The organism is Acidovorax sp. LjRoot74 (assembly GCF_964254355.1).
GTDB lineage: Bacteria > Pseudomonadota > Gammaproteobacteria > Burkholderiales > Burkholderiaceae_C > Acidovorax.
The window spans coordinates 994,875-1,018,906 of record NZ_CAXUTI020000001.1; the positions used below are offsets into that span (position 1 = coordinate 994,875).

Consider the following 24,032-nt stretch of genomic DNA (forward strand, 5'->3'; position numbering starts at 1 on the left):
AAGCGCAGACTGTACGAGTGCCCCTAGGGTTTGTACTTGATAGAAATCAAGTGAATGGGCATTGGCGCCCCTGGGTGAAGAGGCGCTCGCGGCGCTTGCCCCGGTCGGGCTAGCGAGGGGCCGATGCTGCCGGAGTGGGCGCCTGCGTGGCCCCGGCGCTGCTGCCGGGCGTCAGCGTCTCGGGCAGCGTGGCGCGTTGCCCTGCAGCGGGCCCGGTAGGAAGATACAGCGGCCCCCGCTGTCCACAGCCAAACAGGGCCGCCGCGCTGGCAGCAAGGACAAGCGTCCTGACTAGAATTTGGGGAGCTTTCAACATGCGCAAATTGTAATGACCGACCTTGAATACATGGACCACGCCGAACAACTGCTGCTTGCCGTCGAGCGCAGTTGTGATCGCATCAACGACACCACGGATGCCGATGTGGACGCCCAGCGGTCGGGAGGCATGGTGACGTTGACTTTCCCCAACCGCAGCCAGATCGTGATCAACCTGCAAAAGCCTCTGCAGGAGGTCTGGATGGCCGCCCGCTCCGGGGGCTACCACTACCGGTTTGATGGCAGCGTGTGGCAAGACACCAAGGGGGCGGGAGAGTTTTTCGTGTGCCTGAGCCGCGATGCGACCCAGCAATCAGGGCTGCCCCTGCAGTTTGCGGCCGCCCTTTAGGCGCCCCTGCCCGGCCGACCGGCTTCAACCCCCAAAACGGCTGGCGCCGGGTGGCCCCTGCTGCAACGTCATCCTGTCGGGCTGTTCAGCCCCCCAACACCAATGCAGTGTCGGGGGGAAGCGCCGATCAGTTGCGGAACAAGTCCAGAATGCGGCTGCGCTCTTCGGAAGGCGGGGGCGCCTGGGGGGTAACCGCCGGTGAGGCCGAGCGATGGTCTTCCAGCCCCACGCTGGACACGCCAGAGCTGCGTGCGTATTCGTCGTAGAACCATTCCCCGCCGACATTGACTACGCCTGCCGGCACGGTGGGCTCCATGACCGGCACGCCCTTGAGCGCACGCTCCATGAAGCTGATCCAGACAGGCAGGCTGAGTCCACCCCCGGTTTCACGGCTGCCCAGATTGCGGGGCGTGTCGTATCCGATCCAGGTCACGGCTGCGATGGTCGGCTGGTAGCCCGCAAACCAGGCGTCCACCGAATCGTTGGTGGTACCGGTCTTGCCGTAAAGGTCGGGGCGCTTGAGGGTGGCCTGGGCACGGGCCGCAGTCCCGGAGCGGGTGACTTCCTGCAGCAGGCTGTTCATCAGAAAAGCGTTGCGTGCCTCAATCGCCCGAGGTTGTTCGCTGGTCACCGGCGGTATGGTCTCGGAAATCACCCGGCCCTTGTGGTCGGTCACCTTGGTGATCAACCAGGGGTTCACGCGGTAGCCCCCGTTGGCAAACACCGAGTAGGCGGTCGCCATCTGTAGCGGCGTGACGGATCCCGCGCCCAGCGCCATGGTCAGGTAGGCGGGGTGTTTTTCGGGGTCGAAGCCAAAACGCCCCACCCACTCTTGCGCCGTCTTGGGGCCCACGGCCTGCAGGATGCGGATCGAGATCATGTTTTTGGACTTGGCCAGACCCGTGCGCATGCTCATGGGCCCATCGTATTTGCCGTCGTAGTTCTTCGGCTCCCAAGGTTGGCCGCCAGTGACCCCTGCGTCAAAGAAAAGGGGCGCGTCGTTGATGACCGTGGCCGGGGTGAAGCCTTTTTCGAGGGCTGCCGAGTAGATGAACGGCTTAAAGCTGGAGCCCGGCTGGCGCCACGCTTGAGCGGCGTGGTTGAACTTGTTCTTATCGAAGTCGAACCCCCCCACCAGGGCTCGGATGGAGCCGTTGCGCGGGTCGAGGGCCACAAAGGCGCCTTCCACTTCAGGCAGTTGCGTGATCTCCCAGGCACCCTTGGGGGTCTTGACTACGCGGATCACTGCTCCACGGCGGATTTTGATGTTGGGCGGTGCCTTATCGCTCAGGCCGGACTGCGCAGGCTTCAAGCCGTCGCCCGTGATCTCCAGTGCATCGCCATTGGCGCGGGCCGCCACGATCTTGCGCGGGCTGGCCTCCAGCACCACGGCTGAAAGCACATCGCCGTTGTCCGGGTGGTTGGCCAGGGCGTCGTCAATTGCATCCTCGACTTCCTGCTGGGCCGTAGGCAACGTCACGAACTTCTCGGGGCCCCGGTACTGCTGGCGCCGCTCGTAGTCCATGATGCCTCTGCGCAAGGCGCTGTAGGCAGCCTCTTGCTCTGCCGCATTCAGCGTGGTGTAGACGTTGAGGCCCCGCGTGTAGGCCTCGTTGCCGTACTGCGTAAAAATCAGCTGGCGCGCCATCTCGGCCACGTATTCGGCATGGACTCGCGTGTTGTCGGGGCCGGTCCGGATCTTGAGTTCTTCCTTCTTGGCTTCTGCCGCCTGCTGCGCCGTGATGAACCCGTTTTCCTCCATGCGTTCGATGATGTACTGCTGGCGAACGCGGGCACGTTTGGGGTTGCTGATGGGGTTGTAGGCCGACGGGGCCTTGGGCAGGCCCGCGAGCATGGCAGCTTCTGCAATCGACAGTGATTTCAGCGGTTTGCCAAAATAGGCTTCCGAGGCTGCGGCAAAACCATAAGCGCGATTGCCCAAGAAAATCTGATTCATGTAAATCTCAAGAATCTGATCCTTGGTTAGTAAGTGCTCCAGTTTGAATGTCAGTAAGATTTCGTAAATTTTGCGGGTAAATGTTTTTTCTGAAGACAGATAAACATTGCGTGCCACTTGCATTGTGATAGTCGATGCCCCCTGGCTCTTCACGCGGCCCAAATTGGCAAGGCCTGCACGCAACACACCTTTGTAGTCCACGCCCCCGTGCTGGAAGAAACGCGCGTCTTCAATCGCCAGGACCGCGTCCTTCATCACCTTCGGGATGTCGTCAATGGGCGTGAGGTTTCTACGCTCTTCACCAAACTCACCCAGCAAGGCACCTTCGGCAGAGTAGACGCGCAGCGGCAGCTTGGGCCGGTAGTCGGCCAGGTCCGAGATGTCGGGAAGGTTGGGGTAGGCCACCGAGAGCGCCACCGCAATGATCAGTGCAAGCCCTGCCGCTCCAGCCGCAGCCAGCCCCGCCATCCACAGCGTGATGCGAAGAAGCCAGCGAAGCCAAGTGGACCGGGGGCGAGCAGAGGATGTGTCCGACTTGTCGGACGACTTCGAGGAGGAGGGCGGCATATCGCTCCGGATGGGTAAGGCTGCCCATTATAAAAATGTCTGTCCGAGCTTCCCTGGAATCTCAAATTCCAGCCATTCCGCTGCTGCCGAAAGGCGTCCGATCCTTGTCGAACGGTATTGCCGTCCGTCGAAATTTCGTCTGCTTTTGGCAACGCTACGCAGACGTTACAACGGGAAAAATCTTTGCTGGAGAACTATCTTACTGATAGCATTCATGTGAAGTGTTAAGTTTTGTTGCCTCATTTTGGCAAGTTACAGGGGACCAATCTTGATCTCAATGGGGTCTTTGTTCAGTCGCCAGTCTGCTCCGCTGCTGGGAATCGACATCAGTTCCTCCAGTGTCAAACTGGTGGAGTTGGGGCGTGATAAGGCGGGTGGCCTGGTTCTGGAGCGCTGCGCCATCGAGCCACTAGAACGTGGCTGGATCACGGATGGCAACATCGAAAAGTTCGACGAGGTCGCAGACGCTCTGCGTCGGCTTGTGAAGAAGAGCGGCACGCGGACAAAAAATGTCGCACTCGCTCTGCCGCCGTCCGCCGTCATCACGAAGAAGATCACTCTGCCGGGTGGAATGACGGAACAGGAACTCGAAGTCCAGGTCGAGTCGGAAGCCAATCAATACATTCCATTTTCTCTGGATGAAGTGAGCCTGGACTTCTGCGTGATCGGGCCGAGCAAAAATGCTCCCGGCGACGTGGATGTGCTCATCGCTGCGTCGCGGCGCGAGAAGGTCCAGGATCGACAGGGCCTGGCGGAGGCTGCGGGGCTGAAGCCGGTGGTAGTGGATATCGAGTCCCATGCTTCCCGGCTGGCTGCGGGACGTTTGATTGAGGCACTGCCCAACAAAGGTGTCGATGCGATGGTGGCATTGTTCGAGGTGGGGGCGTTGACCACCAGCATGCAGGTTATTCGCAATGAAGAAGTCCTTTATGACCGCGACCAAGCCTTTGGCGGCGCGCAACTGACGCAGTTGATCGTGCGCCAATATGGTTTCTCTGTAGAAGAGGCCGAAGGCAAAAAACGCAATGGCGATCTCCCAGAGGACTACCAGTCGGCGGTCCTCCGTCCATTTGTCGATAGCATGGCCCAGGAAATTGGCCGGGCGTTGCAGTTCTTCTTTACCAGTACGCCACACAACCGTGTGGATCACATCATGCTTGCGGGGGGGTCTGCTCCTTTGCCCGGTCTCACCGAAGCGGTAACTCAGCAGACGGGGTTCGCCTGTAGCGCGGTCAACCCATTTGATGGGATGGAGATAGGAAGTTCCGTCCGGCTCAAAAAGATGGTCCGTGAAGCGCCGTCCTATTTGACCTCTTGTGGCTTGGCTATGCGGAGGTTCTTGCAGTGATTCTGATTAACCTACTTCCTCACCGAGAGGAGGCGCGTAAGCGCCGTAAAGAGGCCTTCCAGGCCACGATGTTTGCGTCATTCCTTCTTGGGCTGGTGATCGCTGGTGCTATTTACTGGTGGTTCCAGATGATGATCACCGATCAGCAGGCCAAGAATAATTTCCTGCAACGAGAAATAAAGGTGCTCGAAGAGCAGATCAAAGAGATCGCGTCCATTGAAGACGAGATCGCAGCTTTGCGCGCACGCCAGAAGGCCGTGGAGGATCTTCAGTCCGACCGCAATCTGCCGGTTCACTTGTTGACAGAGCTGGTCAAGCAGTTGCCAGACGGTGTCTACATTACCGCGATCGGGCAAACCGGGCAAACGATCACAATGCAAGGCATGGCCCAGTCTAATGAACGGGTTTCCGAGTTGCTGCGTAACCTGTCCGCAAATACCCCATGGCTCGACAAGCCGGAGTTGAGTGAAATTACAGCCAGCACGGTGTCCTTAAGTCAACGTGATCAGCGGAGAGTGTCTTCATTCAATCTGAAGTTCCAACTAGTGCGTGCTAGTGAAGCCCAAAAAACGATGGCTGCTGCGAGTGCCGCTTCATCGTCGGGAGGTAAGTAATATGGCTAATAAGAAAGAGAAATCTATTAGCTTTGCCGAGCAGATGGAGCTGGTTCAACGGCAATTCAAAAATTTGGATGCCAAAGATCCATCCCTGTGGCCGGCACTGCCCAAAGGGTTGCTGTGTCTTTTTATCGCGGGAGCTGTGGCAGCGGTTTCGTGGTTTGCATTTTTGCAGGATTATGAGGCCGAGCTTGAAGGTGAGCGAAATAAAGAAATAGCATTGCGAACTGATTATCAAAAAAAATTGGTGAAAGCCGTAAGCTTGGATGCACTAAAAAAACAGAGAGAGCAAATTCAACAATACGTTATTCAGTTGGAGAAGCAGCTTCCTAGCAAAGCCGAGATGGCTGCGCTGTTGTCTGATATCAATCAAGCGGGCCTCGGACGGAGTTTGCAGTTTGAATTGTTCCGGCCGGGGCAGGTTGTCGCGAAAGACTATTATGCGGAGCTGCCTATTTCGATTCGCGTGACAGGGAAATATCACGATATAGGCGCTTTTGCGTCAGATATTGCGCATCTTTCGCGAATTGTGACTCTGAATAATTTGGCGATCACTCCGGGGGCTCGCGATAATTTGATTATGGATGCAACGGCGCGGACTTTTAGATATCTGGATCCAGAAGAGATCCAAGCCCAGAAGAAGGCAGGAGGCGCGAAATGATGAATGCCGTACGTAGCCTGCTTCTTTTTTTGTCTATGGTTGTCCTTGTTGGATGCTTGCCATCAGGTGAGGATGAGTTGCGTCTTTGGATTGCCGATCAGCGAGCTAGCACGAAGCCCAGTGTCGCGCCTTTGACGGAGCCCAAGAAATTTATCCCAGAGCCATACTCCCAAGAAGCTGCACTTGAGCCATTCAATCAAATGAAGCTCACTCAGGCATTGCGAAGGGATTCAGCACAAGTCGCCTCCAATGCAGCGCTAATTGCCCCTGAAATGACTCGGCGTAAAGAGCCTCTAGAAGCGTTCCCGTTGGACGCTATGGTGATGGTTGGTAGTCTGAACAAGACGGGCGTCCCTACTGCTTTATTGAAGGTTGATAATCTTGTTTATCAAATTAGGGTTGGAAATTATTTGGGGCAAAATTACGGCAAAGTTGTTCAGATAACTGAAAATTCTATTCAGGTGCGTGAAATTGCGCAGGATGCAACTGGAGACTGGATAGAGCGCCCAGTGTCGCTTGACCTGCAAGAGGGGAAAAAATGAAATATCAAAATGGCTTTTTTGTAAGTTTTTGCCGTAGCGCCGTTGTAGGCGTTTCTGTTGCAGTTATTTCCTTAAGCGCAGTTGCCCAAGGCTCTATCAACGGGATTGCTGCAAGCATCCAAGGTGGAGTAGAGGTATTGAAGGTTGATTTCGACGAGCCAATCTTAACGGCTCCTACGGGATTCTCAACGCAATCACCTGCGCGCGTTGCACTTGATTTTTTAGGCGTTGGAAATTCTACCGGTAAATCAAACTACGAAGTAAATCTTGGTAACTTAAAATCGGTCAATGTGATTCAGGCAGGTGAGCGATCGCGCATTGTTTTGAATCTAAAATCTGCGACCTCATATCGCACGGACATTCAGGGCAAAACTCTGATATTGTCGCTTGATCCGATTGTGGGATCGGTTGCAGGAGCTACTCAGTCTGTAGTTCATTTTTCTGACGGCCAGAATGGGGACGTTTTGCCATTGAAAGATGTTGATTTCCGCCGTGGTGCAGATGGTTCTGGCAGGGTGGTGGTTAATTTGGCGAGCAACCAAGTGGGGGTAGACCTTCAGCAGCAGTCTAAAGGAATAGTTATTGATTTTATGCGTTCTTCGCTGCCTGAGGGTTTGAGGCGTCGCTTAGATGTGACCGATTTTGGAACGCCCGTGCAGACTGTGACAACGACTCAAACTGGCGAACGTGTCCGAATGTTGATTGAGTCGACCGGGGATTGGGAGCACAGTGCGTATCAAAGCGATAGTCAGTTTGTTGTGGAAATCCGTCAAAAGAAAGTTGACCTGAGCAAGCTCACCCAGGGGCCAGGATATTCAGGAGAAAAGCTCTCGTTGAATTTTCAAAACATCGAAGTGAGATCTCTGCTCCAGGTAATCGCAGATTTTACGAATTTTAATATTGTAACTTCTGATACTGTTACTGGCGCTCTTACATTGAGGCTCAAAGATGTGCCGTGGGATCAGGCTCTGCAAATCATCATGGATGCCAAGGGCCTTGGCATGAAAAAAACCGGTTCTGTTCTCTGGATTGCGCCGAAGGACGAAATTGATGCCCGATTAAAGAAGGACTTTGAAGCAGCTCAGGCTATACAAAAGCTTGAGCCTTTGAAAACACAGGCATATCAGCTCAATTACGCAAAAGCTGGAGATATTCTTACTCAACTCACGACCTCTGCTTCTAGTGGTGGTGGTGTTGGTACTCGCTTTTTGTCGGAGCGTGGTAGCGCGATCTCTGAGCCACGCACCAATCAGTTGTTTGTGACAGATACGCCGAGTAAGTTGGAGGAAGTGCGTCTTCTCCTTGCAAGCCTGGATGTTGCGGTTCGGCAAGTTCTTATAGAGGCTCGCATTGTTGAAGCGCGAGACTCATTTGGTCGCTCGCTGGGTGTTCGCCTTGGGGGCACCGATCTCCGTGCTAATCGTGGCGGGGATGGTGGGTACGGACTCGGTGGGGGTAACCGCGTTGCCTTTGGCTCATCGTATGGAGACGCTGTGGCATCAAGTGGAGCGGGCGGGACAACCAATACGAATGGGAATTTCGTCAATCTGCCCGCGAGTCTTTCAAATGTGAGCAGCGTCGGGAGTTTTGCTCTTTCGATATTTAATTCGGCTGCCAATCGATTTCTGACTTTGGAGCTTTCTGCGATGGAGGCTGATGGAAAGGGACGTATTGTTTCAAGCCCAAGAATCATAACGGCAGACCAGACGAAGGCGCTTATTGAGCAAGGTACAGAATATCCTTATTCAGTAACTGCTCCAAATGGTGCAACTACTCTTGCTTTTAAGAAGGCTGTATTGAAACTCGAGGTGACCCCGCAGATAACTCCAGAGGGTAATATAATCTTGGACCTCGATGTGAATAAAGACAGTCGAGGTGAAACAACAACCCAAGGGGTAGCTATTGATACTAAACATGTCAAGACACAGATTCTAATTGAAAACGGCGGAACTGTTGTAATTGGTGGTATTTTTGAAATGGAAGAGACTAATCAAGAAAATAAGGTTCCTCTGATTGGAGATGTGCCTGTCGTTGGTAATCTTTTCAAGAGCCGAACGAAAGAATCTACAAAGCGTGAAATGCTTGTATTTATTACGCCAAAGGTTCTCTCGGACAAGGTGTCTGCAAAATAGTTGACAAGGAGGATATATGCGTTTGTGGAAAAATTTTCTAATTACAGGAGTTGCTCTTTTGCTGGCTTCCTGTGGTGGTGGTGGTGGCAGTGGTGGAGACTCCAAATTACAGTACTCCATATCTCTACGCAGTGCAAAGAGTCAACTGCCTCTTAATATTTCTAACGCCGGTGCGGGTTTGGGTGCAAACGCCTCGTACACCACTACGCTGTATGTGGAGGGGAGAGAGGGAAGTGCCCCCATTTTGAATGGGGCGGAAGTTTTTAGTTGTAATCTTGCTCAGGGACTTGATACCGGGGCACTTTATTATCTTGACGGGAAGCCGGAGCATGAAAAGGATGGGGTCCCTCTCGCATATCGATCCGTAGTTTTGGGGTCGAATGCAGGTGGGGCTACTTTTCATTTTCATGCTGGGAATCAGGCTGGGACCGCTCGCGTAACCTGCTCAATCACAAATCCACGCGACCTACAGGTGTCGATCGCCTCTGTTGACATCGTTGTTGGTGCGGCAACGGGTAAGCCGGCAAGTGTCGTTGGTGTGACGCAGGCGCCCTCGTATTTGGGTACAAAAAATAATCCCAATATGGTTCGGAATAATGTTGCTATTCAGGCCTTTTTGAGGGATGATGCCAATCAGCCGATTCCCACCTCGACCGCCGCGAATCTGCAAGTCAGTATTCTTCCGATAGGTAGCGCTGCTGATGGTGCCCGTCTGGTCTCTGGAAATCAGTCTGGTAGCGTGCTCCAAGTTCGCACTATTGGTGGAATTGGGCAGATTTCATTGTCGAGTGGTGTAAATATCGGGACGATTATTTTGCAATATGTTGCAGATCGTTTTGATAATGACGTCACGAATGGCATTCAGGATCCTGTTACATCTTTGCATCCTGTAGTTGTTGTCACGGGTGTTCCAAATGCCGTTTTGGCCTATGCGGATGAGGTTGATATATCTGTTCCAAATGGTCGCCCATTCATTCGAGGACTCACTGCTTCCGGAGGGGTTCCTCCATATGCCTGGACATATTCTGGAACTCTGCCCAAGGGGTTGACAGTGGATGTGGCTGGCTTGCTAGTTGGTACGCCTAAGGATAATCCCGGTGATTATCCAGTTCAATTGATTGTGACCGATGCTAACGGCATGAGCGTTGCGAAAAATGTGACTATCAAATTGGTCGGTGCCTTGATTGAGCCTATCGTGTTTAACATCACGGGTTGCACTGGTGACGTGAATACGCCGTGTGTTCTCCCTGCTGCGACGTTGGGGGCGGACTACGCATATGCATTCTCTGCAACTGGTGGGGATTCAAGCGCGGGTTACACTTGGACCTTTACTGGGCTGCCCGCTTGGTTGACCGCAGCTGGCGTGGGGTCCAATGGCCTTATTACATCAGCTGCTGCTACGCCGGCGGGAACATATCTGTTCTTTGTAACAGTACGAAGCGGCACGCAGTCGGTGACTCGCCAAGTGTCTATAACGGTTCTGTAGTTCACCAAGAGTGATTTGGTCTGGAGTTCCCTCCAGACCATCACATCAAGCCCTGCTGAGTTATCAGCGGGGCTTTTTTTCGCACTCGTGGCATCGCTATATACATGTACATATGGGTTGGACGACCTGAGGGGCGTTAGCGCATTCACGGCAGCGCTGGTGCCCTAAAATAGATAGCAATAGTCCACAGGTGTCGAGGGAAAGTCTGGGCGCCTTTCACATCAATTCAGCCGAGGGGCGTTATGTCTTCAAATGGAGAAAGAGTTTTTATCGACCTTGAAGAGCGTAGCTACGACATTGTTGTTGGGGAAGGCCTGCTCAATGTGGTGGCTAGTTTTGACGGTTTGCCGTCCGCCAACGCAGCACTGATCGTCTCAAACTCTACCGTGGCGCCTCTGTATGCCTCGGCCCTGCGCTCCGCGCTCCATAGTCGTTACCCGATGATTTTTGAAGTTCTCTTGCCAGACGGCGAAGAGTACAAAAATTGGGAGACGTTGCAGCTGATATTTGATGCTCTGCTGTCAAATGCCTGCGATCGCAAAACGGTGCTTTTTGCTTTGGGCGGCGGGGTGATTGGGGACATGACGGGGTTTGCTGCTGCCAGCTACATGCGGGGTGTGCCCTTTGTGCAAGTGCCTACTACCCTGCTTGCGCAAGTGGATTCCTCTGTGGGCGGAAAAACGGCCATCAATCATCCGCAAGGCAAAAACATGATTGGGGCCTTTTATCAGCCACGGCTTGTCGTGTGTGACCTCGCCACCTTGGATTCACTGCCTTTGCGTGAGCTCAGCGCCGGTTTGGCCGAAGTGATCAAGTACGGACCCATCGCCGACACCAATTTCATGGATTGGCTTGAGTCTTCTATGGAGGCCTTGTTGGCCCGTGAACGATCGGCCTTGGCACATGCGGTGCGCCGCAGCTGCGAAATCAAGGCCTGGGTCGTCAGCCAAGACGAAAAGGAAACCGGCCTGCGTGCCATCCTTAACTTCGGGCACACCTTTGGCCACGCCATCGAGGCGGGCATGGGGTATGGCGTCTGGCTGCATGGCGAAGGGGTGGCTGCCGGCATGGTGATGGCCGCTGAGCTGTCTCTTCGCCTGGGTTTGGTGGATGCTGCGTTTGTCGAGCGGCTTACCGCATTGATTGCGCGGGCGGGTTTGCCTACGAAGGGGCCTGTTCTGGATGTGACCGACAATGCGGGTCGCTATCTGGAGTTGATGCGTATCGACAAGAAGTCGGAAGGTGGGGAGATCCGTTTTGTGCTGATTGACGGACCGGGCAAGGCTGTTGTGCGGGCTGCACCTGACGCTTTAGTGCGAGAGGTCATTGACGCGTGTTGCGTGTGATCGTTGCTCGATTGCTATTTAATCAATAGCTGATAACGTAAATCAGAAGCGCGCAGGCATCGATTTTGATTCAAAATTCTGACCATTCACCCTGCGCTGCAAACCCCGCGCAGACACGGGGGCGACGCTACCCGGAGCAACCGGCGCCGACGCGCACCGAGTACCAGCGGGACCGCGACCGGATCGTGCATTCCACCGCGTTCCGGCGTCTGGTGTACAAGACACAGGTTTTCCTCAATCACGAAGGGGATCTGTTCCGCACCCGGTTGACCCACTCGCTGGAGGTGGCTCAACTTGGGCGTTCGATTGCGCGGTCTTTGCAGATCAATGAAGATCTGGTGGAAGCGATTTCGCTGGCCCATGACCTGGGCCATACACCGTTTGGGCACGCGGGGCAGGATGCGCTGCATGGTTGCATGGCGGGGTTTGGCGGGTTTGAGCACAACCTGCAAAGCCTGCGCGTGGTGGACCGGCTCGAAGAGCGCTACCCCCAATACGACGGCCTCAATCTCACCTTCGAAACGCGAGAAGGCATCCTCAAACATTGCTCCCGGCAACACGCCGAGCAGTTGGAGGCCGCAGAGCCCGGTGGTGTCGGCGGCCGCTTTTTGCGACGCGAGCAGCCCGGTCTGGAGGCGCAGCTGTGCAACCTGGCCGACGAGATTGCCTACAACGCGCACGACATTGACGATGGCGTGCGATCGGGCTTGATCAGTCTGGCGCAATTGCGTGACGTTCCCCTGTTCGATGCGTACCGGGCTGCAGCGCAGGCCGAGTACCCGGATCTCTCCGCGCCCAGCCTGCAGCGGCGCCTGTTGTTCGAGGCCATTCGGCGCATGCTCAGCGCGCAGGTGTACGACGTGATTGATGCGACGCGGGAGGCGCTGCGCGAGCATGCGCCAGGCAGTGCTGACGAGGTTCGCCGTTGCCCACCGCTGGTGCTGTTCAGTGGGGGCATGCGCGAGCGATCGACGGCGCTCAAGCAGTTCCTGTTTCGGCACCTGTACCGGCATCCCCAGGTGATGGAGACCACGGGGCTGGCCCAGGAAATTGTGCGCGACCTTTTCGCCGCCTATGTGGCTGCTCCGCAGGAAATGAAAGCGGCGTTTGCCCAGCAGGCGCTGGCGGGCGATGCCAGCATGCGGGCGCGTGCCGTGGCCGACTTCATTGCCGGGATGACGGACCGTTTTGCCGCACGTGAGCATGAGCGGCTGACGGGGCGCAGTCTGTTGGGTGGCTAAGGGCTTTCAGCCGCAAGGCCACCTGAGTTCGCAGCTGTAGTGGGCTCTGGCACCGGCCCGTTGCCTAATTACTCTATCGCCTGCGGAATGGCAACAAATCTGCTCGCGTGCCCGTGCTGCACTGCCTTGTGAGGTACCGTCTACCTCGGGCCAAGCCGATGCCCCCGGTAAAATCGGGTCCCGCTTTACTGTGCCAGCCAGCGCGCCTATGACCTCCACCCCTTCCATCACCCCGATGGGCGCGTCCGATCCCGCAGCCCCGTTCATTCATGACACCGTGCACTGGCTTGAGAAGGCTGTGATCGGGCTGAATCTGTGTCCGTTCGCCAAAGGCGTGCATGTCAAAGGACAGATCCACTACGTTGTGGCGCTGACCGAAGACACCGAAACAGTGCTATCGCTGCTGCGCGAGGAGTTGCTGGCTTTGCAGAAGACACCCGCCGAGGTGCGGGATACGACCCTGCTGGTGCTACCGCATTGTTTGCAGGATTTTCTGGACTTCAATGATTTTCTTGGTGACGCGGAAGGTCTGCTGGATGCCTTGGGGCTGGATGGCATTTTGCAAATCGCCAGCTTTCACCCCCAGTTCCAGTTTGCGGGCACCGAGGTGGACGATGTGACCAACTGCACAAACCGCGCGCCCTATCCCACGCTGCATTTGCTGCGCGAGGACAGCATCGACCGGGCCGTGGAAGTGTTCCCAGAGGCTGAGGCCATTTTTGAGCGGAACATGGAAGTGCTGGAGGGCCTGGGGCTGGAGGGATGGCGCGCGCTGGATGTGGGGCCCCACGTGGTTGCGCCCCTGGCAGTAGACTCTCAGGGCCAGGGAGCTTGATGATGCAGAAGAAACCATCTCCCTCTTTGTGTGGAACTGCAGGGGCTACTTCCAAGAAGAACGCCCAAGCCTCGGCCCAGGCAGCCGAGCTGTCCGAGCTGCGGCCGGGGCAGTCGGTGGAACTGCTCAAGGAGTTGCACATCCTCACCCGTGACGGGCGGCTGAACCAGGACTCACGGCGCAAGCTCAAGCAGGTGTACCACCTGTTCAATTTCATCGAGCCGTTGCTGACAGAGCTGTCTGCGGGCGAGCAGGGCCCCACCCTGGCCGACCATGGCGCGGGCAAGTCATACCTCGGGTTCATTCTGTACGACCTGTACTTCAAGGCCCTGGGGCGTGGCCATATTTACGGGGTGGAAACCCGGGCCGAGCTGGTGGAGAAGTCGCGCCTGCTCGCGCAGCGGCTTGATTTTGGGCGCATGTCCTTTCTCAATCTGTCCGTGGCTGAATCGTCGGATGCGGGCGAGTTGCCTGCGCAGATCGATGTGGTCACGGCCTTGCATGCCTGCGATACCGCCACGGACGATGCCATCGCTTTCGGGCTGCAAAAGAAGGCGCGGGCCATGGTGTTGGTGCCCTGCTGTCAGGCCGAGATGGCTGCCTGCCTGCGCCAGGGCAAGGCCTTGCAGCTGGCCCGCACGCCTCTGGCCGAGCTGTGGCGGCACCCACTGCACACCCGCGAGCTGGGGAGCCAGGTGACCAATGTGCTGCGCTGCCTGTACTTGGAGGCCAGCGGCTACCAGGTGACGGTGACCGAGCTGGTCGGGTGGGAGCACAGCATGAAGAACGAACTCATCATCGCCCGCTACACCGGGCAGAAGAAACGCAGCGCGGCCGAGCGCCTGCGGGCCATCCTGGTTGAGTTCGGGCTGGAGAAGGCCCTGGGACCGCGTTTTGGGTTGGCGGTGGCTGCCGAGGTGACAGAGTCTGCCGCTGCGGGCTGATTGCGTCAGCCGTGCTTCCGTGGCGCGGCAGCGTGCCGGAGGTTTCAAAATCGGGGACGGGTCTATGATGGCGCGCATCGACTTCATTGACCCCCACTCATGGCCCGCCTTCCGCGCCTGACCCTGCCAGGCCATCTGCACCACGTGATCCAGCGTGGCAACAACCGCCAGCCGATTTTTCTGGATGGCGAAGACTTCAACACCATGCTCGGCCTGCTGGCAGACAACGCGCAGCAGCATGGGGTGGCTGTGCATGCCTATGTGCTGATGGACAACCATTTCCACCTGCTGGTGACCCCCTCGTCGGCCGATGCTTTGCCGCAGATGATGCAGGCGGTAGGGCGGCGTTATGTGCAGTATTTCAACCGCCGCCATGGGCGCACCGGCACCTTGTGGGAAGGGCGCTACCGCTCCACGGTGCTGCAAGCCGACAAGTACCTGCTGCCCTGCATGGTGTACTTGGACCTCAACCCGGTGCGTGCCGGACTGGTGGCGAATGCGGCGGACTACCCCTGGTCCAGCAATGCCCACTGGCGTGGCGTGCGCAATGACCGCCTGCTCACGCCGCATGCCCTGTACTGGGCGCTGGGCAACACGCCCTTTGCCCGCGAGGCGGCCTATGCGGCGCTGGTGCAGACAGGGATCGGATCGCTGGAGCAGACGGCACTCACGGCATCGGCCCTGAGCGGGTGGGCGCTGGGCGACACTGATTTCATTGAGGGTTTGCAAAAACAGACACCCCGTCGTGTGACGGCGGGGCAGGCCGGGCGGCCGAAGAGCATGAAAAAATCAGAGAAAAAATAGCTCTCTCCGACCATCTATATTGGGTTTTATGCTATTAAAATTGATATGTCCCCAATAAAGTATCAAACTGAGATACTTGGTTATTAAAGGGAATCTGACCCTAATTAATGTGCTTGCCAAATCATGTTGCAATGCACTAATCTCCCACTCCCTGCGAAAAATATGAGGAGTGCGCCATGACCACGGCTGCCGAGATCCAGCATCTGCAACAACACGGTTTGTATTCATCGGGTAACGAACACGACGCCTGCGGCCTCGGCTTCGTCGCCCACATCAAGGGTGTGAAGCGCCACGACATCGTGACGCAGGCCCTGAAGATCCTGGAAAACATCGACCACCGTGGCGCTGTGGGGGCCGACCCCCTGATGGGCGACGGCGCGGGCATCTTGATCCAGATCCCCGATGCGCTGTATCGCGAGGAAATGGCCAAGCAGGGCATCACGCTGCCTGCCGCCGGTGAATACGGCGTGGGCATGATCTTCCTGCCCAAGGAGCACGCCTCCCGTCTGGCCTGTGAGCAGGAAATGGAGCGCGCGATCAAGGCCGAAGGCCAGGTGCTGCTGGGCTGGCGCGATGTGCCGGTGAATGTGGACATGCCCATGTCGCCCACCGTGCGCAAGAAGGAGCCCATCCTGCGCCAGGTCTTCATCGGCCGTGGCAACGACGTGATCGTGCAGGATGCGCTGGAGCGCAAGCTGTACGTGATCCGCAAGACGGCCAGCGCCAACATCCAGGCGCTGAAGCTCAAGCACAGCAAGGAATACTACGTTCCGTCCATGTCCAGCCGCACCGTGGTCTACAAGGGCCTGTTGCTGGCCGACCAGGTGGGCGTGTACTACAAGGACCTGTCGGATGAGCGCTGCATCTCGGCCATCGGCCTGGTGCACCAACGCTTCTCCACCAACACTTTCCCCGAGTGGCCGCTGGCCCACCCGTACCGCTACGTGGCGCACAACGGTGAAATCAACACCGTCAAGGGCAACTACAATTGGATGAAGGCCCGCGAAGGCGTGATGGCCTCGCCCGTGCTGGCGGCCGACCTGCAAAAGCTCTACCCCATCAGCTTTGCCGACCAGTCTGACACGGCCACGTTCGACAACTGCCTCGAACTGCTGACCATGGCCGGCTACCCCATCAGCCAGGCCGTGATGATGATGATCCCCGAGCCCTGGGAGCAGCACACCACCATGGACGAGCGCCGCCGTGCCTTCTATGAATACCACGCCGCCATGCTGGAGCCATGGGACGGCCCAGCCTCCATCGTGTTTACCGACGGCCGCCAGATCGGCGCCACGCTGGACCGCAACGGCCTGCGCCCCTCGCGCTACTGCATCACCGATGACGACCTGGTCATCATGGGCTCGGAGTCGGGTGTGCTGCCCGTGCCCGAGAACAAGATTGTGCGCAAGTGGCGCCTGCAGCCCGGCAAGATGTTCCTGATCGACCTGGAGCAAGGCCGCATGATCGACGACGACGAGCTCAAGGCCAACGTCGTCAACACCAAGCCCTACAAGCAGTGGATTGAGAACCTGCGCATCAAGCTCGACAGCATCGAGGCCGGTGCCCAGGCTGCCGCGCCCCAGGCTGCGGAACTGCCCCTGCTGGACCGCCAACAGGCCTTTGGCTACACCCAGGAAGACATCAAATTCCTGATGGCGCCCATGGCCAAGAACGGCGAAGAGGGCATTGGCTCCATGGGCAACGACAGCCCGCTGGCCGTGCTCTCGGGCAAGAACAAGCCGCTGTACAACTACTTCAAGCAGCTGTTCGCCCAGGTGACGAACCCGCCCATCGACCCGATCCGCGAAGCGATCGTGATGTCGCTCAACAGCTTCATCGGCCCCAAGCCCAACCTGCTGGACATCAACCAGGTCAACCCACCGATGCGGCTCGAAGTGAGCCAGCCCGTGCTCGACTTTGCCGACATGGCCAAGCTGCGCGACATCGCGCAGTACACGCAGGGCAAGTTCAAGAGCGCGACCATCGACATCACCTACCCGCTGAGCTGGGGCCGTGAAGGCGTGGAAGCCAAGCTCGCCTCGCTGTGCGCACAGGCCGTGGACGCCATCAAGGGTGGCGCCAACATCCTGATCATCAGCGACCGCGCCGTGAGCGCCACGCAAGTGGCCATTCCCGCGCTGCTGGCACTGTCGGCCATCCACCAGCACCTGGTGGGCGCTGGCCTGCGCACCACGGCAGGCCTGGTGGTCGAGACCGGCACCGCCCGCGAAGTGCACCACTTCGCCGTGCTGGCAGGCTACGGCGCAGAAGCTGTGCACCCCTACCTGGCCATGGAAACCCTGGCCGACATGCACAAGGACCTGGGCGGCGACCTGTCGGCCGACAAGGCCATCTACAACTACGTCAAGGCCATCGGCAAGGGGCTGTCCAAGATCATGTCCAAGATGGGCGTGAGCACGTACATGAGCTACTGCGGTGCCCAGCTGTTCGAGGCGATTGGCCTGAACACGGAAACCGTGGGCAAGTACTTCACCGGCACCGCCAGCCGCGTGGAAGGCATCGGCGTGTTCGAGATCGCCGAAGAAGCCATCCGCATGCACAAGGCCGCGTTTGGTGACGACCCCGTGCTCGAAACCATGCTGGACGCGGGTGGCGAATACGCCTGGCGCGCCCGTGGCGAAGACCACATGTGGACGCCCGATGCGATTGCCAAGCTGCAGCACAGCACGCGTGCCAACAACTGGAACACGTACAAGGAATACGCGCAGATCATCAACGACCAGAGCAAGCGCCACATGACGCTGCGCGGCCTGTTCGAGTTCAAGATCGACCCGTCCAAGGCGATCTCGATCGACGAGGTCGAACCCGCCAAAGAAATCGTCAAGCGCTTTGCTACGGGCGCCATGTCGCTCGGCTCCATCTCCACCGAGGCGCACGCCACGCTGGCCGTGGCCATGAACCGCATCGGCGGCAAGAGCAACACGGGCGAAGGCGGTGAAGACGCAGCGCGTTACCGCAACGAACTCAAGGGCATCCCGATCAAGAAGGGTGACAGCCTCAAGAGCGTGATCGGTGCCGAGAACGTGGAAGTCGATCTGCCCCTGCAAGACGGCGATTCGCTGCGCAGCCGCATCAAGCAGGTCGCTTCGGGCCGCTTTGGCGTCACTGCCGAATACCTCTCGTCGGCAGACCAGATCCAGATCAAGATGGCCCAGGGCGCCAAGCCCGGTGAAGGTGGCCAGCTGCCCGGCGGCAAGGTCTCCAACTACATCGGCAAGCTGCGCCACAGTGTGCCTGGAGTGGGCCTGATCTCGCCCCCACCACACCACGACATCTACTCCATCGAGGACTTGGCCCAGCTGATCCACGACCTGAAGAACGTGGCGCCGCATGCCGGTATCAGCGTCAAGCTGGTGTCCGAAGTGGGCGTGGGCACGATCGCCGCAGGCGTGGCCAAGTGCAAGAGCGACCACGTCGTGATTGCCGGTCATGACGGTGGCACGGGCGCTTCGCCCTGGTCGTCCATCAAGCACGCGGGCGGCCCCTGGGAAATCGGCCTGGCTGAAACCCAGCAGACCCTGGTGCTGAACCGCCTGCGCGGCCGCATTCGCGTGCAGGCCGATGGCCAGATGAAGACCGGCCGCGACGTTGCCATCGGCGCGTTGCTGGGCGCGGACGAGTTCGGCTTTGCCACGGCGCCGCTGGTGGTCGAGGGCTGCATCATGATGCGCAAGTGCCACCTGAACACCTGCCCGGTGGGCGTGGCCACGCAAGACCCCGAGCTGCGCAAGAAGTTCTCGGGCAAGCCAGAGCACGTGGTCAACTACTTCTTCTTCATCGCCGAAGAAGTGCGCCAGATCATGGCCCAGCTCGGCATCAAGAAGTTCGATGATCTGATCGGCCGCACCGACCTGCTCGACATGCGCCAGGGCCTGGAACACTGGAAGGCACGCGGCCTGGACTTCGGTCGCCTGTTTGCCCAGCCCAATGTGCCTGCCGATGTGCCGCGCTTCCATGTGGATGTGCAGGACCACAACATCGAGCACACGCTGGACCGCAAGCTCATCGAGCGCAGCAAGCCCGCCATTGAAAAGGGCGAACGCGTGCAGTTCATCGAAGTGGCGCGCAACGTGAACCGTTCTGTGGGGGCCATGCTCTCCGGCGCCGTGACGCGTGCCCATCCCGAGGGCCTGCCGGATGACACTATCCGCATCCAGCTCGAAGGCACGGGCGGCCAGTCGTTCGGTGCCTTCCTCACACGCGGCATCACGCTGTACCTGATCGGCGACGCCAACGACTACACCGGCAAGGGCCTGTCGGGCGGCCGTGTGGTGGTGCGCCCCAGCATCGACTTCCGAGGCGATGCCGTGCGCAACACCATCGTGGGCAACACCGTGATGTACGGTGCCACCACGGGTGAGGCCTTCTTCAGTGGCGTGGCCGGTGAACGCTTTGCGGTGCGCCTGTCGGGTGCCACGGCGGTGGTGGAAGGCACGGGCGACCACGGTTGCGAATACATGACCGGCGGCACCGTGCTGGTGCTGGGCAAGACCGGCCGCAACTTCGCAGCGGGCATGAGCGGCGGTGTCGCTTATGTCTACGACGAAGACGGCCAGTTCGACACGCGCTGCAACCTCTCCATGGTGACGCTGGAGCGCATCCTGCCTGCCTCGGAGCAAGAGGCCACCGTGCCCCGCGCCATCTGGCACGGCGGCCAGACCGACGAAGCCCAGCTCAAGAAGCTGCTGGAGGACCACAACCGCTGGACGGGCAGCAAGCGTGCCCGTGAGCTGCTGGACAACTGGGCGGCATCGCGCGGCAAGTTCGTCAAGGTCTTCCCGACCGAGTACAAGCGCGCGCTGGCTGAAATTTATGAACGAAAAGTGCTGGAAGAGTCCGCTACACCGGCGGTAGCTGCTACCAAAAAAGAAGTGGCCCCTGCCAAATAAGGCGCCACAGACCTTCGCACAGCATTCATAGACAAGGACACCGTCATGGGAAAAACTACCGGCTTCATGGAATACGAGCGCATCGAAGAGGGCTACAAGCCCGTGCCCGAGCGCTTGAAGCACTACAAGGAATTTGTGATCGGGCTCGACAGCGCCCAGGCCAAGGTGCAAGGCGCGCGCTGCATGGACTGCGGCACGCCGTTCTGCAACAACGGCTGCCCGGTCAACAACATCATTCCTGACTTCAACGATCTGGTGTACCACCAGGACTGGAAGAGCGCGATCGAGGTGCTGCACAGCACCAACAACTTCCCCGAGTTCACGGGCCGCATCTGCCCCGCGCCTTGCGAAGCAGCCTGCGTGCTTAATGTGAACGACGACGCTGTGGGCATCAAGTCCATCGAGCACGCGATCATCGACCGCGCCTGGGAAGAGGGCTGGGTCAAGCCCCGTCTCGCCAAGCACCAGACGGGCAAGAAGGTGGCCGTGGTGGGCTCGGGCCCCGCAGGCCTGGCCGCTGCCCAGCAACTGGCCCGTGCCGGCCACAGCGTCACACTGTTTGAAAAGAACGACCGCGTGGGCGGCCTGCTGCGCTACGGCATCCCCGACTTCAAGATGGAGAAGTCGCACATCGACCGCCGCGTCAAGCAGCTCGAAGCCGAAGGCGTGGTCATCCGCACCAGCGTGTTCGTGGGCGCTGCCAAGGACGGCCTGGGCAAGGACTCCAAGGTCACCAACTGGGCCAAGGAAACCATCACGCCCGAGCAGTTGAACAAGGAGTTCGATGCCGTGCTGCTGACCGGTGGCGCCGAGCAATCGCGCGACCTGCCTGTGCCCGGCCGTGAGCTGGACGGCATCCACTTCGCGATGGAGTTCCTGCCCCAGCAGAACAAGGTCAACGCGGGCGACAAGCTCAAGGGCCAGATCATGGCCACGGGCAAGCATGTCATCGTGATCGGTGGCGGTGATACCGGCAGCGACTGCGTGGGCACCAGCAACCGCCACGGCGCGGCCAGCGTCACCCAGTTTGAGGTGATGCCCCAGCCCCCCGAGGTGGAAAACCGCCCCCTGACGTGGCCTTACTGGCCGCTGAAGCTGCGCACCAGCTCCAGCCATGACGAAGGCTGCGTGCGCGAGTTCGCGATCTCCACCAAGGAGTTCACGGGCGAAAAGGGCAAGGTCAAGAGCCTGACCACCGTGCAAGTCGAGTTCAAGGACGGCAAGCTGGTCGAGATCCCTGGCACTGAAAAGCACTACCAGGCCGATCTGGTGCTGCTGGCCATGGGCTTCGTGAGCCCTGTGGCTGCCGTGCTCGACGCTTTTGGCGTGGACAAGGATGCCCGTGGCAACGCCCGCGCCACCACCGAGTTCGACGGCGGCTATGCCACCAACGTGCCCAAGGTGTTTGCAGCCGGTGACATCCGCCGGGGTCAGTCGCTGGTGGTCTGGGCCATCCGCGAAGGCCGCCAAGCCGCCCGTGCGGTGGACGAGTTCCTGATGGGTTACTCGGACCTGCCCCGCTGATCACCTGCGGATGGATTCCAGCCGAAGCGGCGCCTGCGGGCGCCGCTTTTGTTGGTGGATGTGTGGTGGGGCCGGCAGGGGTTGACCATGCAAAACCATGGGCTCTGCTGCCCCGGCGCTTTGTTGGCACAATCGGCAGTCCTGTCAATCCGGGTTGTCTCGGCCTTTGGTGCGCTGAGGCCCACCAAGCACCGTGCGAATTTTTACAAACATGCGTGAATGTATGTTTGTGGCTTCGGCTACCATCGCGGCTCGTTCCTCGGGGCGCGTCCTGGGTTCGTGTGCGCAGGTCCCGGATTCCCATCACCCTTTTCTTGCATGCCAGAGCCGTCCTTCCTCGCCGAACTGCGCAACGTCACCTTCTCCTATGGTGACCGCGCCATCCTGCGTGACGTTTCGCTCTCGGTGCCACGGGGCAAGGTCACGGCGCTCATGGGGGCGTCGGGCGGCGGCAAGACCACGGTGCTGCGCCTGATTGGCGGGCAGCAGAAGGCCCAAAGCGGCCAGGTACTGTTCGATGGCCAGGACGTGGGGCGCATGGATGTTTCTGCCCTGTATGCGGCGCGCAGGCGCATGGGCATGCTGTTTCAGTTTGGAGCGCTGTTCACCGACCTGAGCGTGTTCGAGAACGTGGCCTTCCCGCTGCGCGAGCACACCGATCTGTCCGAGGCGCTGATCCGCGATGTGGTGCTCATGAAGCTGCATGCGGTGGGCCTGCGCGGAGCACGTGATCTCGCGCCTAGCCAGATCTCCGGCGGCATGGCGCGCCGCGTGGCGCTGGCGCGTGCGATTGTGCTGGACCCGGAGCTGGTCATGTACGACGAACCTTTTGCGGGCCTGGACCCGATTTCGCTCGGCACGGCCGCCCAACTGATCCGCCAGCTCAACGACGCCATGGGCCTGACCAGCATCATCGTCTCGCACGATCTGGAAGAAACCTTCCGGCTCGCAGACCATGTGATCATCCTGGGGGAGGGCGTGGTAGCTGCACAAGGCACCCCCGACGAAGTGCGTGCCAGCCGTGATCCGCTGGTGCACCAGTTTGTGAATGCCTTGCCCACGGGGCCCGTGCCGTTCCACTATCCGTCCCCCGAACCCGCCGAAGACTTCGGGCCCGCAGGAGGGCGCAGGTCATGAGCTGGTACAAGCCTTCGGATGTGGGCCTTGCCGTGCGCCAGCAGCTGGCGGACACCGGCCTGGGCGCGCGCCTGTTTTTCCGGCTGCTGCGGCTGGTGGGTGCGACCTTTCTGCGGCCCGGTCTGGTGCGCGACCAGATCCACTTCCTGGGCAACTATTCCCTGGCCATCATTGCGGTATCGGGCCTGTTCGTGGGCTTTGTGCTGGGGCTGCAGGGCTACTACACGCTGCAGCGCTACGGCTCGTCGGAAGCCCTGGGCCTGCTGGTGGCCTTGAGCCTGGTGCGCGAGCTGGGGCCCGTGGTCACGGCGCTGCTGTTTGCGGGGCGGGCTGGTACGTCGCTCACGGCCGAGATCGGCCTCATGCGTGCAGGCGAGCAGCTCAGCGCCATGGAGATGATGGCCGTGGACCCGGTGCAGCGCATCCTGGCGCCGCGTTTCTGGGCCGGGGTGATCACGATGCCCCTGCTGGCGGCGGTGTTCAGCGCGGTGGGCATCATTGGCGGCTGGTTGGTGGGCGTACTCATGATCGGCATCGACCCCGGGGCCTTCTGGAGCCAGATGCAGGGCGGGGTGGATGTCTGGAAAGACCTGGGCAACGGCGTGCTCAAAAGTGTGGTCTTTGGCTTCACCGTGACCTTTGTGGCACTTTTGCAGGGCTATGTGGCCAAGCCCACGCCCGAGGGCGTCTCGCGGGCCACCACGCGCACGGTGGTCATGGCGTCCCTGGCGGTGCTGGCGCTGGACTTCGTGCTCACGGCCCTGATGTTCAGTATCTGACGCTGGCGAAGCTAGCGCGGGAAGGAATCCAAGACAATGCAACGTTCAAAAAACGATCTCTGGGTGGGGCTCTTTGTGATGCTCGGCACGGTGGCGCTGGTGTTTCTGGCGCTGCAGTCGGCCAACCTGCTGACCCTGAACTTCCGGCCGGGCTACCAGATTACCGCCCGTTTCGACAACATTGGCGGCCTCAAGCCCCAGGCGGCGGTGCGCAGCGCCGGTGTGGTGGTGGGGCGGGTACAGGCCATCACCTTCGATGACAAGACCTATCAGGCGCGGGTGACGCTGGCGATGGAAAATCGCTACGCTTTCCCCAAGGACAGCTCGCTCAAGATCCTCACCAGCGGCCTGCTGGGTGAGCAGTACATCGGCATCGAGGCCGGTGCGGACGAGAAAAACCTGGTGGCGGGCGACATGGTCACGGCGACCCAGTCGGCCGTGGTGCTGGAAAACCTCATCGGACAATTTCTTTACAGCAAGGCCGAAGACGGCAGCAAACCTGCTGGGACAGGTGGCAAAAAATGACGAACTCTCACGA

At 59.0% G+C, this 24,032-nt stretch carries 19 protein-coding genes; 17 read left to right on the forward strand and 2 right to left on the reverse strand.

Annotation, left to right across the window (positions count from 1 at the left end):
* Positions 1-109: 109 nt before the first annotated feature.
* Positions 110-316: an LPS translocon maturation chaperone LptM gene (lptM, locus tag ACSQ3O_RS04595; RefSeq protein WP_137746848.1), complete on the reverse strand. Its 207-nt coding sequence runs from the start codon at positions 314-316 to the stop codon at positions 110-112.
* A 12-nt stretch (positions 317-328) separates the two neighbouring features.
* Here lptM and cyaY point away from each other — a divergent pair, with 12 nt between their 5' ends.
* Positions 329-664 carry an iron donor protein CyaY gene (gene cyaY / locus ACSQ3O_RS04600; protein WP_137746847.1) on the forward strand — a complete coding sequence of 112 codons (336 nt, stop codon included), beginning with the start codon at positions 329-331 and terminating at the stop codon, positions 662-664.
* 127 nt (positions 665-791) lie between these two features.
* On the opposite strand, the gene ACSQ3O_RS04605 is transcribed toward cyaY, so the two are convergent.
* Positions 792-3,188, reverse strand: a complete 2,397-nt coding sequence (locus ACSQ3O_RS04605) for a penicillin-binding protein 1A (protein WP_436138012.1) — start codon at positions 3,186-3,188, stop codon at positions 792-794.
* A gap of 268 nt (positions 3,189-3,456) precedes the next feature.
* Between ACSQ3O_RS04605 and ACSQ3O_RS04610 the strand changes: the two genes are divergently transcribed.
* The 16 genes from ACSQ3O_RS04610 to mlaD all read left to right on the forward strand — a co-directional run bounded on the left by ACSQ3O_RS04610 (position 3,457) and on the right by mlaD (position 24,019).
* Positions 3,457-4,536 (forward strand): pilus assembly protein PilM, encoded by a 1,080-nt coding sequence (locus tag ACSQ3O_RS04610; RefSeq protein ID WP_094286470.1) that lies wholly within the window; start codon positions 3,457-3,459, stop codon positions 4,534-4,536.
* On the forward strand, positions 4,533-5,150 hold the full coding sequence (locus tag ACSQ3O_RS04615) for a PilN domain-containing protein (protein ID WP_298453664.1): 618 nt from the start codon (positions 4,533-4,535) through the stop codon (positions 5,148-5,150). Before ACSQ3O_RS04610 ends, ACSQ3O_RS04615 begins: the two co-directional genes overlap by 4 nt.
* Position 5,151: 1 nt before the next feature.
* The gene (locus tag ACSQ3O_RS04620; protein ID WP_436138013.1) at positions 5,152-5,814 is read left to right on the forward strand and encodes a type 4a pilus biogenesis protein PilO; all 663 of its coding nucleotides are present in this window, start codon (positions 5,152-5,154) and stop codon (positions 5,812-5,814) included.
* Positions 5,814-6,356 (forward strand): pilus assembly protein PilP, encoded by a 543-nt coding sequence (locus ACSQ3O_RS04625; RefSeq protein ID WP_436138014.1) that lies wholly within the window; start codon positions 5,814-5,816, stop codon positions 6,354-6,356. The genes ACSQ3O_RS04620 and ACSQ3O_RS04625 overlap by 1 nt, the downstream gene beginning before the upstream one ends.
* Positions 6,353-8,488, forward strand: coding sequence for a type IV pilus secretin PilQ (gene pilQ / locus ACSQ3O_RS04630; RefSeq protein WP_436138015.1), 2,136 nt, complete (start codon positions 6,353-6,355; stop codon positions 8,486-8,488). Before ACSQ3O_RS04625 ends, pilQ begins: the two co-directional genes overlap by 4 nt.
* 16 nt (positions 8,489-8,504) lie before the next feature.
* Positions 8,505-9,974, forward strand: coding sequence for a putative Ig domain-containing protein (locus ACSQ3O_RS04635; protein ID WP_436138016.1), 1,470 nt, complete (start codon positions 8,505-8,507; stop codon positions 9,972-9,974).
* A 242-nt stretch (positions 9,975-10,216) separates the two neighbouring features.
* Entirely contained in the window at positions 10,217-11,320 is a 1,104-nt protein-coding gene (aroB, locus tag ACSQ3O_RS04640; RefSeq protein WP_436138017.1) for a 3-dehydroquinate synthase, read from the forward strand.
* A gap of 68 nt (positions 11,321-11,388) precedes the next feature.
* Entirely contained in the window at positions 11,389-12,561 is a 1,173-nt protein-coding gene (locus ACSQ3O_RS04645) for a deoxyguanosinetriphosphate triphosphohydrolase (RefSeq protein WP_436141074.1), read from the forward strand.
* A gap of 208 nt (positions 12,562-12,769) precedes the next feature.
* Entirely contained in the window at positions 12,770-13,396 is a 627-nt protein-coding gene (locus ACSQ3O_RS04650; RefSeq protein ID WP_436138018.1) for a DUF1415 domain-containing protein, read from the forward strand.
* Positions 13,397-13,398: 2 nt separating this feature from the next.
* Positions 13,399-14,340: a class I SAM-dependent methyltransferase gene (locus ACSQ3O_RS04655; protein WP_436138019.1), complete on the forward strand. Its 942-nt coding sequence runs from the start codon at positions 13,399-13,401 to the stop codon at positions 14,338-14,340.
* A gap of 99 nt (positions 14,341-14,439) precedes the next feature.
* A complete protein-coding gene (locus ACSQ3O_RS04660; RefSeq protein WP_436138020.1) occupies positions 14,440-15,144 on the forward strand; it encodes an REP-associated tyrosine transposase in 705 nt (234 codons plus the stop codon).
* A 176-nt stretch (positions 15,145-15,320) separates the two neighbouring features.
* Entirely contained in the window at positions 15,321-20,054 is a 4,734-nt protein-coding gene (locus ACSQ3O_RS04665) for a glutamate synthase-related protein (RefSeq protein ID WP_436138021.1), read from the forward strand.
* Positions 20,055-20,099: 45 nt separating this feature from the next.
* On the forward strand, positions 20,100-21,578 hold the full coding sequence (locus ACSQ3O_RS04670) for a glutamate synthase subunit beta (RefSeq protein WP_436138022.1): 1,479 nt from the start codon (positions 20,100-20,102) through the stop codon (positions 21,576-21,578).
* A gap of 318 nt (positions 21,579-21,896) precedes the next feature.
* On the forward strand, positions 21,897-22,715 hold the full coding sequence (locus tag ACSQ3O_RS04675) for an ABC transporter ATP-binding protein (protein ID WP_137746835.1): 819 nt from the start codon (positions 21,897-21,899) through the stop codon (positions 22,713-22,715).
* The gene (mlaE, locus tag ACSQ3O_RS04680) at positions 22,712-23,494 is read left to right on the forward strand and encodes a lipid asymmetry maintenance ABC transporter permease subunit MlaE (RefSeq protein ID WP_436138023.1); all 783 of its coding nucleotides are present in this window, start codon (positions 22,712-22,714) and stop codon (positions 23,492-23,494) included. The genes ACSQ3O_RS04675 and mlaE overlap by 4 nt, the downstream gene beginning before the upstream one ends.
* A 36-nt stretch (positions 23,495-23,530) precedes the next feature.
* Complete coding sequence (gene mlaD / locus ACSQ3O_RS04685) at positions 23,531-24,019, forward strand: outer membrane lipid asymmetry maintenance protein MlaD (RefSeq protein WP_436138024.1); 489 nt, start codon at positions 23,531-23,533, stop codon at positions 24,017-24,019.
* Positions 24,020-24,032 lie beyond the last annotated feature (13 nt).

Excerpts from the sequence above, each read along its gene's own strand:
- lptM (WP_137746848.1), bottom strand. The coding sequence starts at position 316 with ATGTTGAAAGCTCCCCAAATTCTAGTCAGGACGCTTGTCCTTGCTGCC.
- cyaY (WP_137746847.1), top strand. The coding sequence starts at position 329 with ATGACCGACCTTGAATACATGGACCACGCCGAACAACTGCTGCTTGCC.
- ACSQ3O_RS04605 (WP_436138012.1), bottom strand. The coding sequence starts at position 3,188 with ATGCCGCCCTCCTCCTCGAAGTCGTCCGACAAGTCGGACACATCCTCT.
- ACSQ3O_RS04620 (WP_436138013.1), top strand. The coding sequence starts at position 5,152 with ATGGCTAATAAGAAAGAGAAATCTATTAGCTTTGCCGAGCAGATGGAG.
- ACSQ3O_RS04625 (WP_436138014.1), top strand. The coding sequence starts at position 5,814 with ATGAATGCCGTACGTAGCCTGCTTCTTTTTTTGTCTATGGTTGTCCTT.
- pilQ (WP_436138015.1), top strand. The coding sequence starts at position 6,353 with ATGAAATATCAAAATGGCTTTTTTGTAAGTTTTTGCCGTAGCGCCGTT.
- ACSQ3O_RS04635 (WP_436138016.1), top strand. The coding sequence starts at position 8,505 with ATGCGTTTGTGGAAAAATTTTCTAATTACAGGAGTTGCTCTTTTGCTG.
- aroB (WP_436138017.1), top strand. The coding sequence starts at position 10,217 with ATGTCTTCAAATGGAGAAAGAGTTTTTATCGACCTTGAAGAGCGTAGC.
- ACSQ3O_RS04650 (WP_436138018.1), top strand. The coding sequence starts at position 12,770 with ATGACCTCCACCCCTTCCATCACCCCGATGGGCGCGTCCGATCCCGCA.
- ACSQ3O_RS04655 (WP_436138019.1), top strand. The coding sequence starts at position 13,399 with ATGCAGAAGAAACCATCTCCCTCTTTGTGTGGAACTGCAGGGGCTACT.
- ACSQ3O_RS04660 (WP_436138020.1), top strand. The coding sequence starts at position 14,440 with ATGGCCCGCCTTCCGCGCCTGACCCTGCCAGGCCATCTGCACCACGTG.
- ACSQ3O_RS04665 (WP_436138021.1), top strand. The coding sequence starts at position 15,321 with ATGACCACGGCTGCCGAGATCCAGCATCTGCAACAACACGGTTTGTAT.
- ACSQ3O_RS04670 (WP_436138022.1), top strand. The coding sequence starts at position 20,100 with ATGGGAAAAACTACCGGCTTCATGGAATACGAGCGCATCGAAGAGGGC.
- ACSQ3O_RS04675 (WP_137746835.1), top strand. The coding sequence starts at position 21,897 with ATGCCAGAGCCGTCCTTCCTCGCCGAACTGCGCAACGTCACCTTCTCC.
- mlaE (WP_436138023.1), top strand. The coding sequence starts at position 22,712 with ATGAGCTGGTACAAGCCTTCGGATGTGGGCCTTGCCGTGCGCCAGCAG.
- mlaD (WP_436138024.1), top strand. The coding sequence starts at position 23,531 with ATGCAACGTTCAAAAAACGATCTCTGGGTGGGGCTCTTTGTGATGCTC.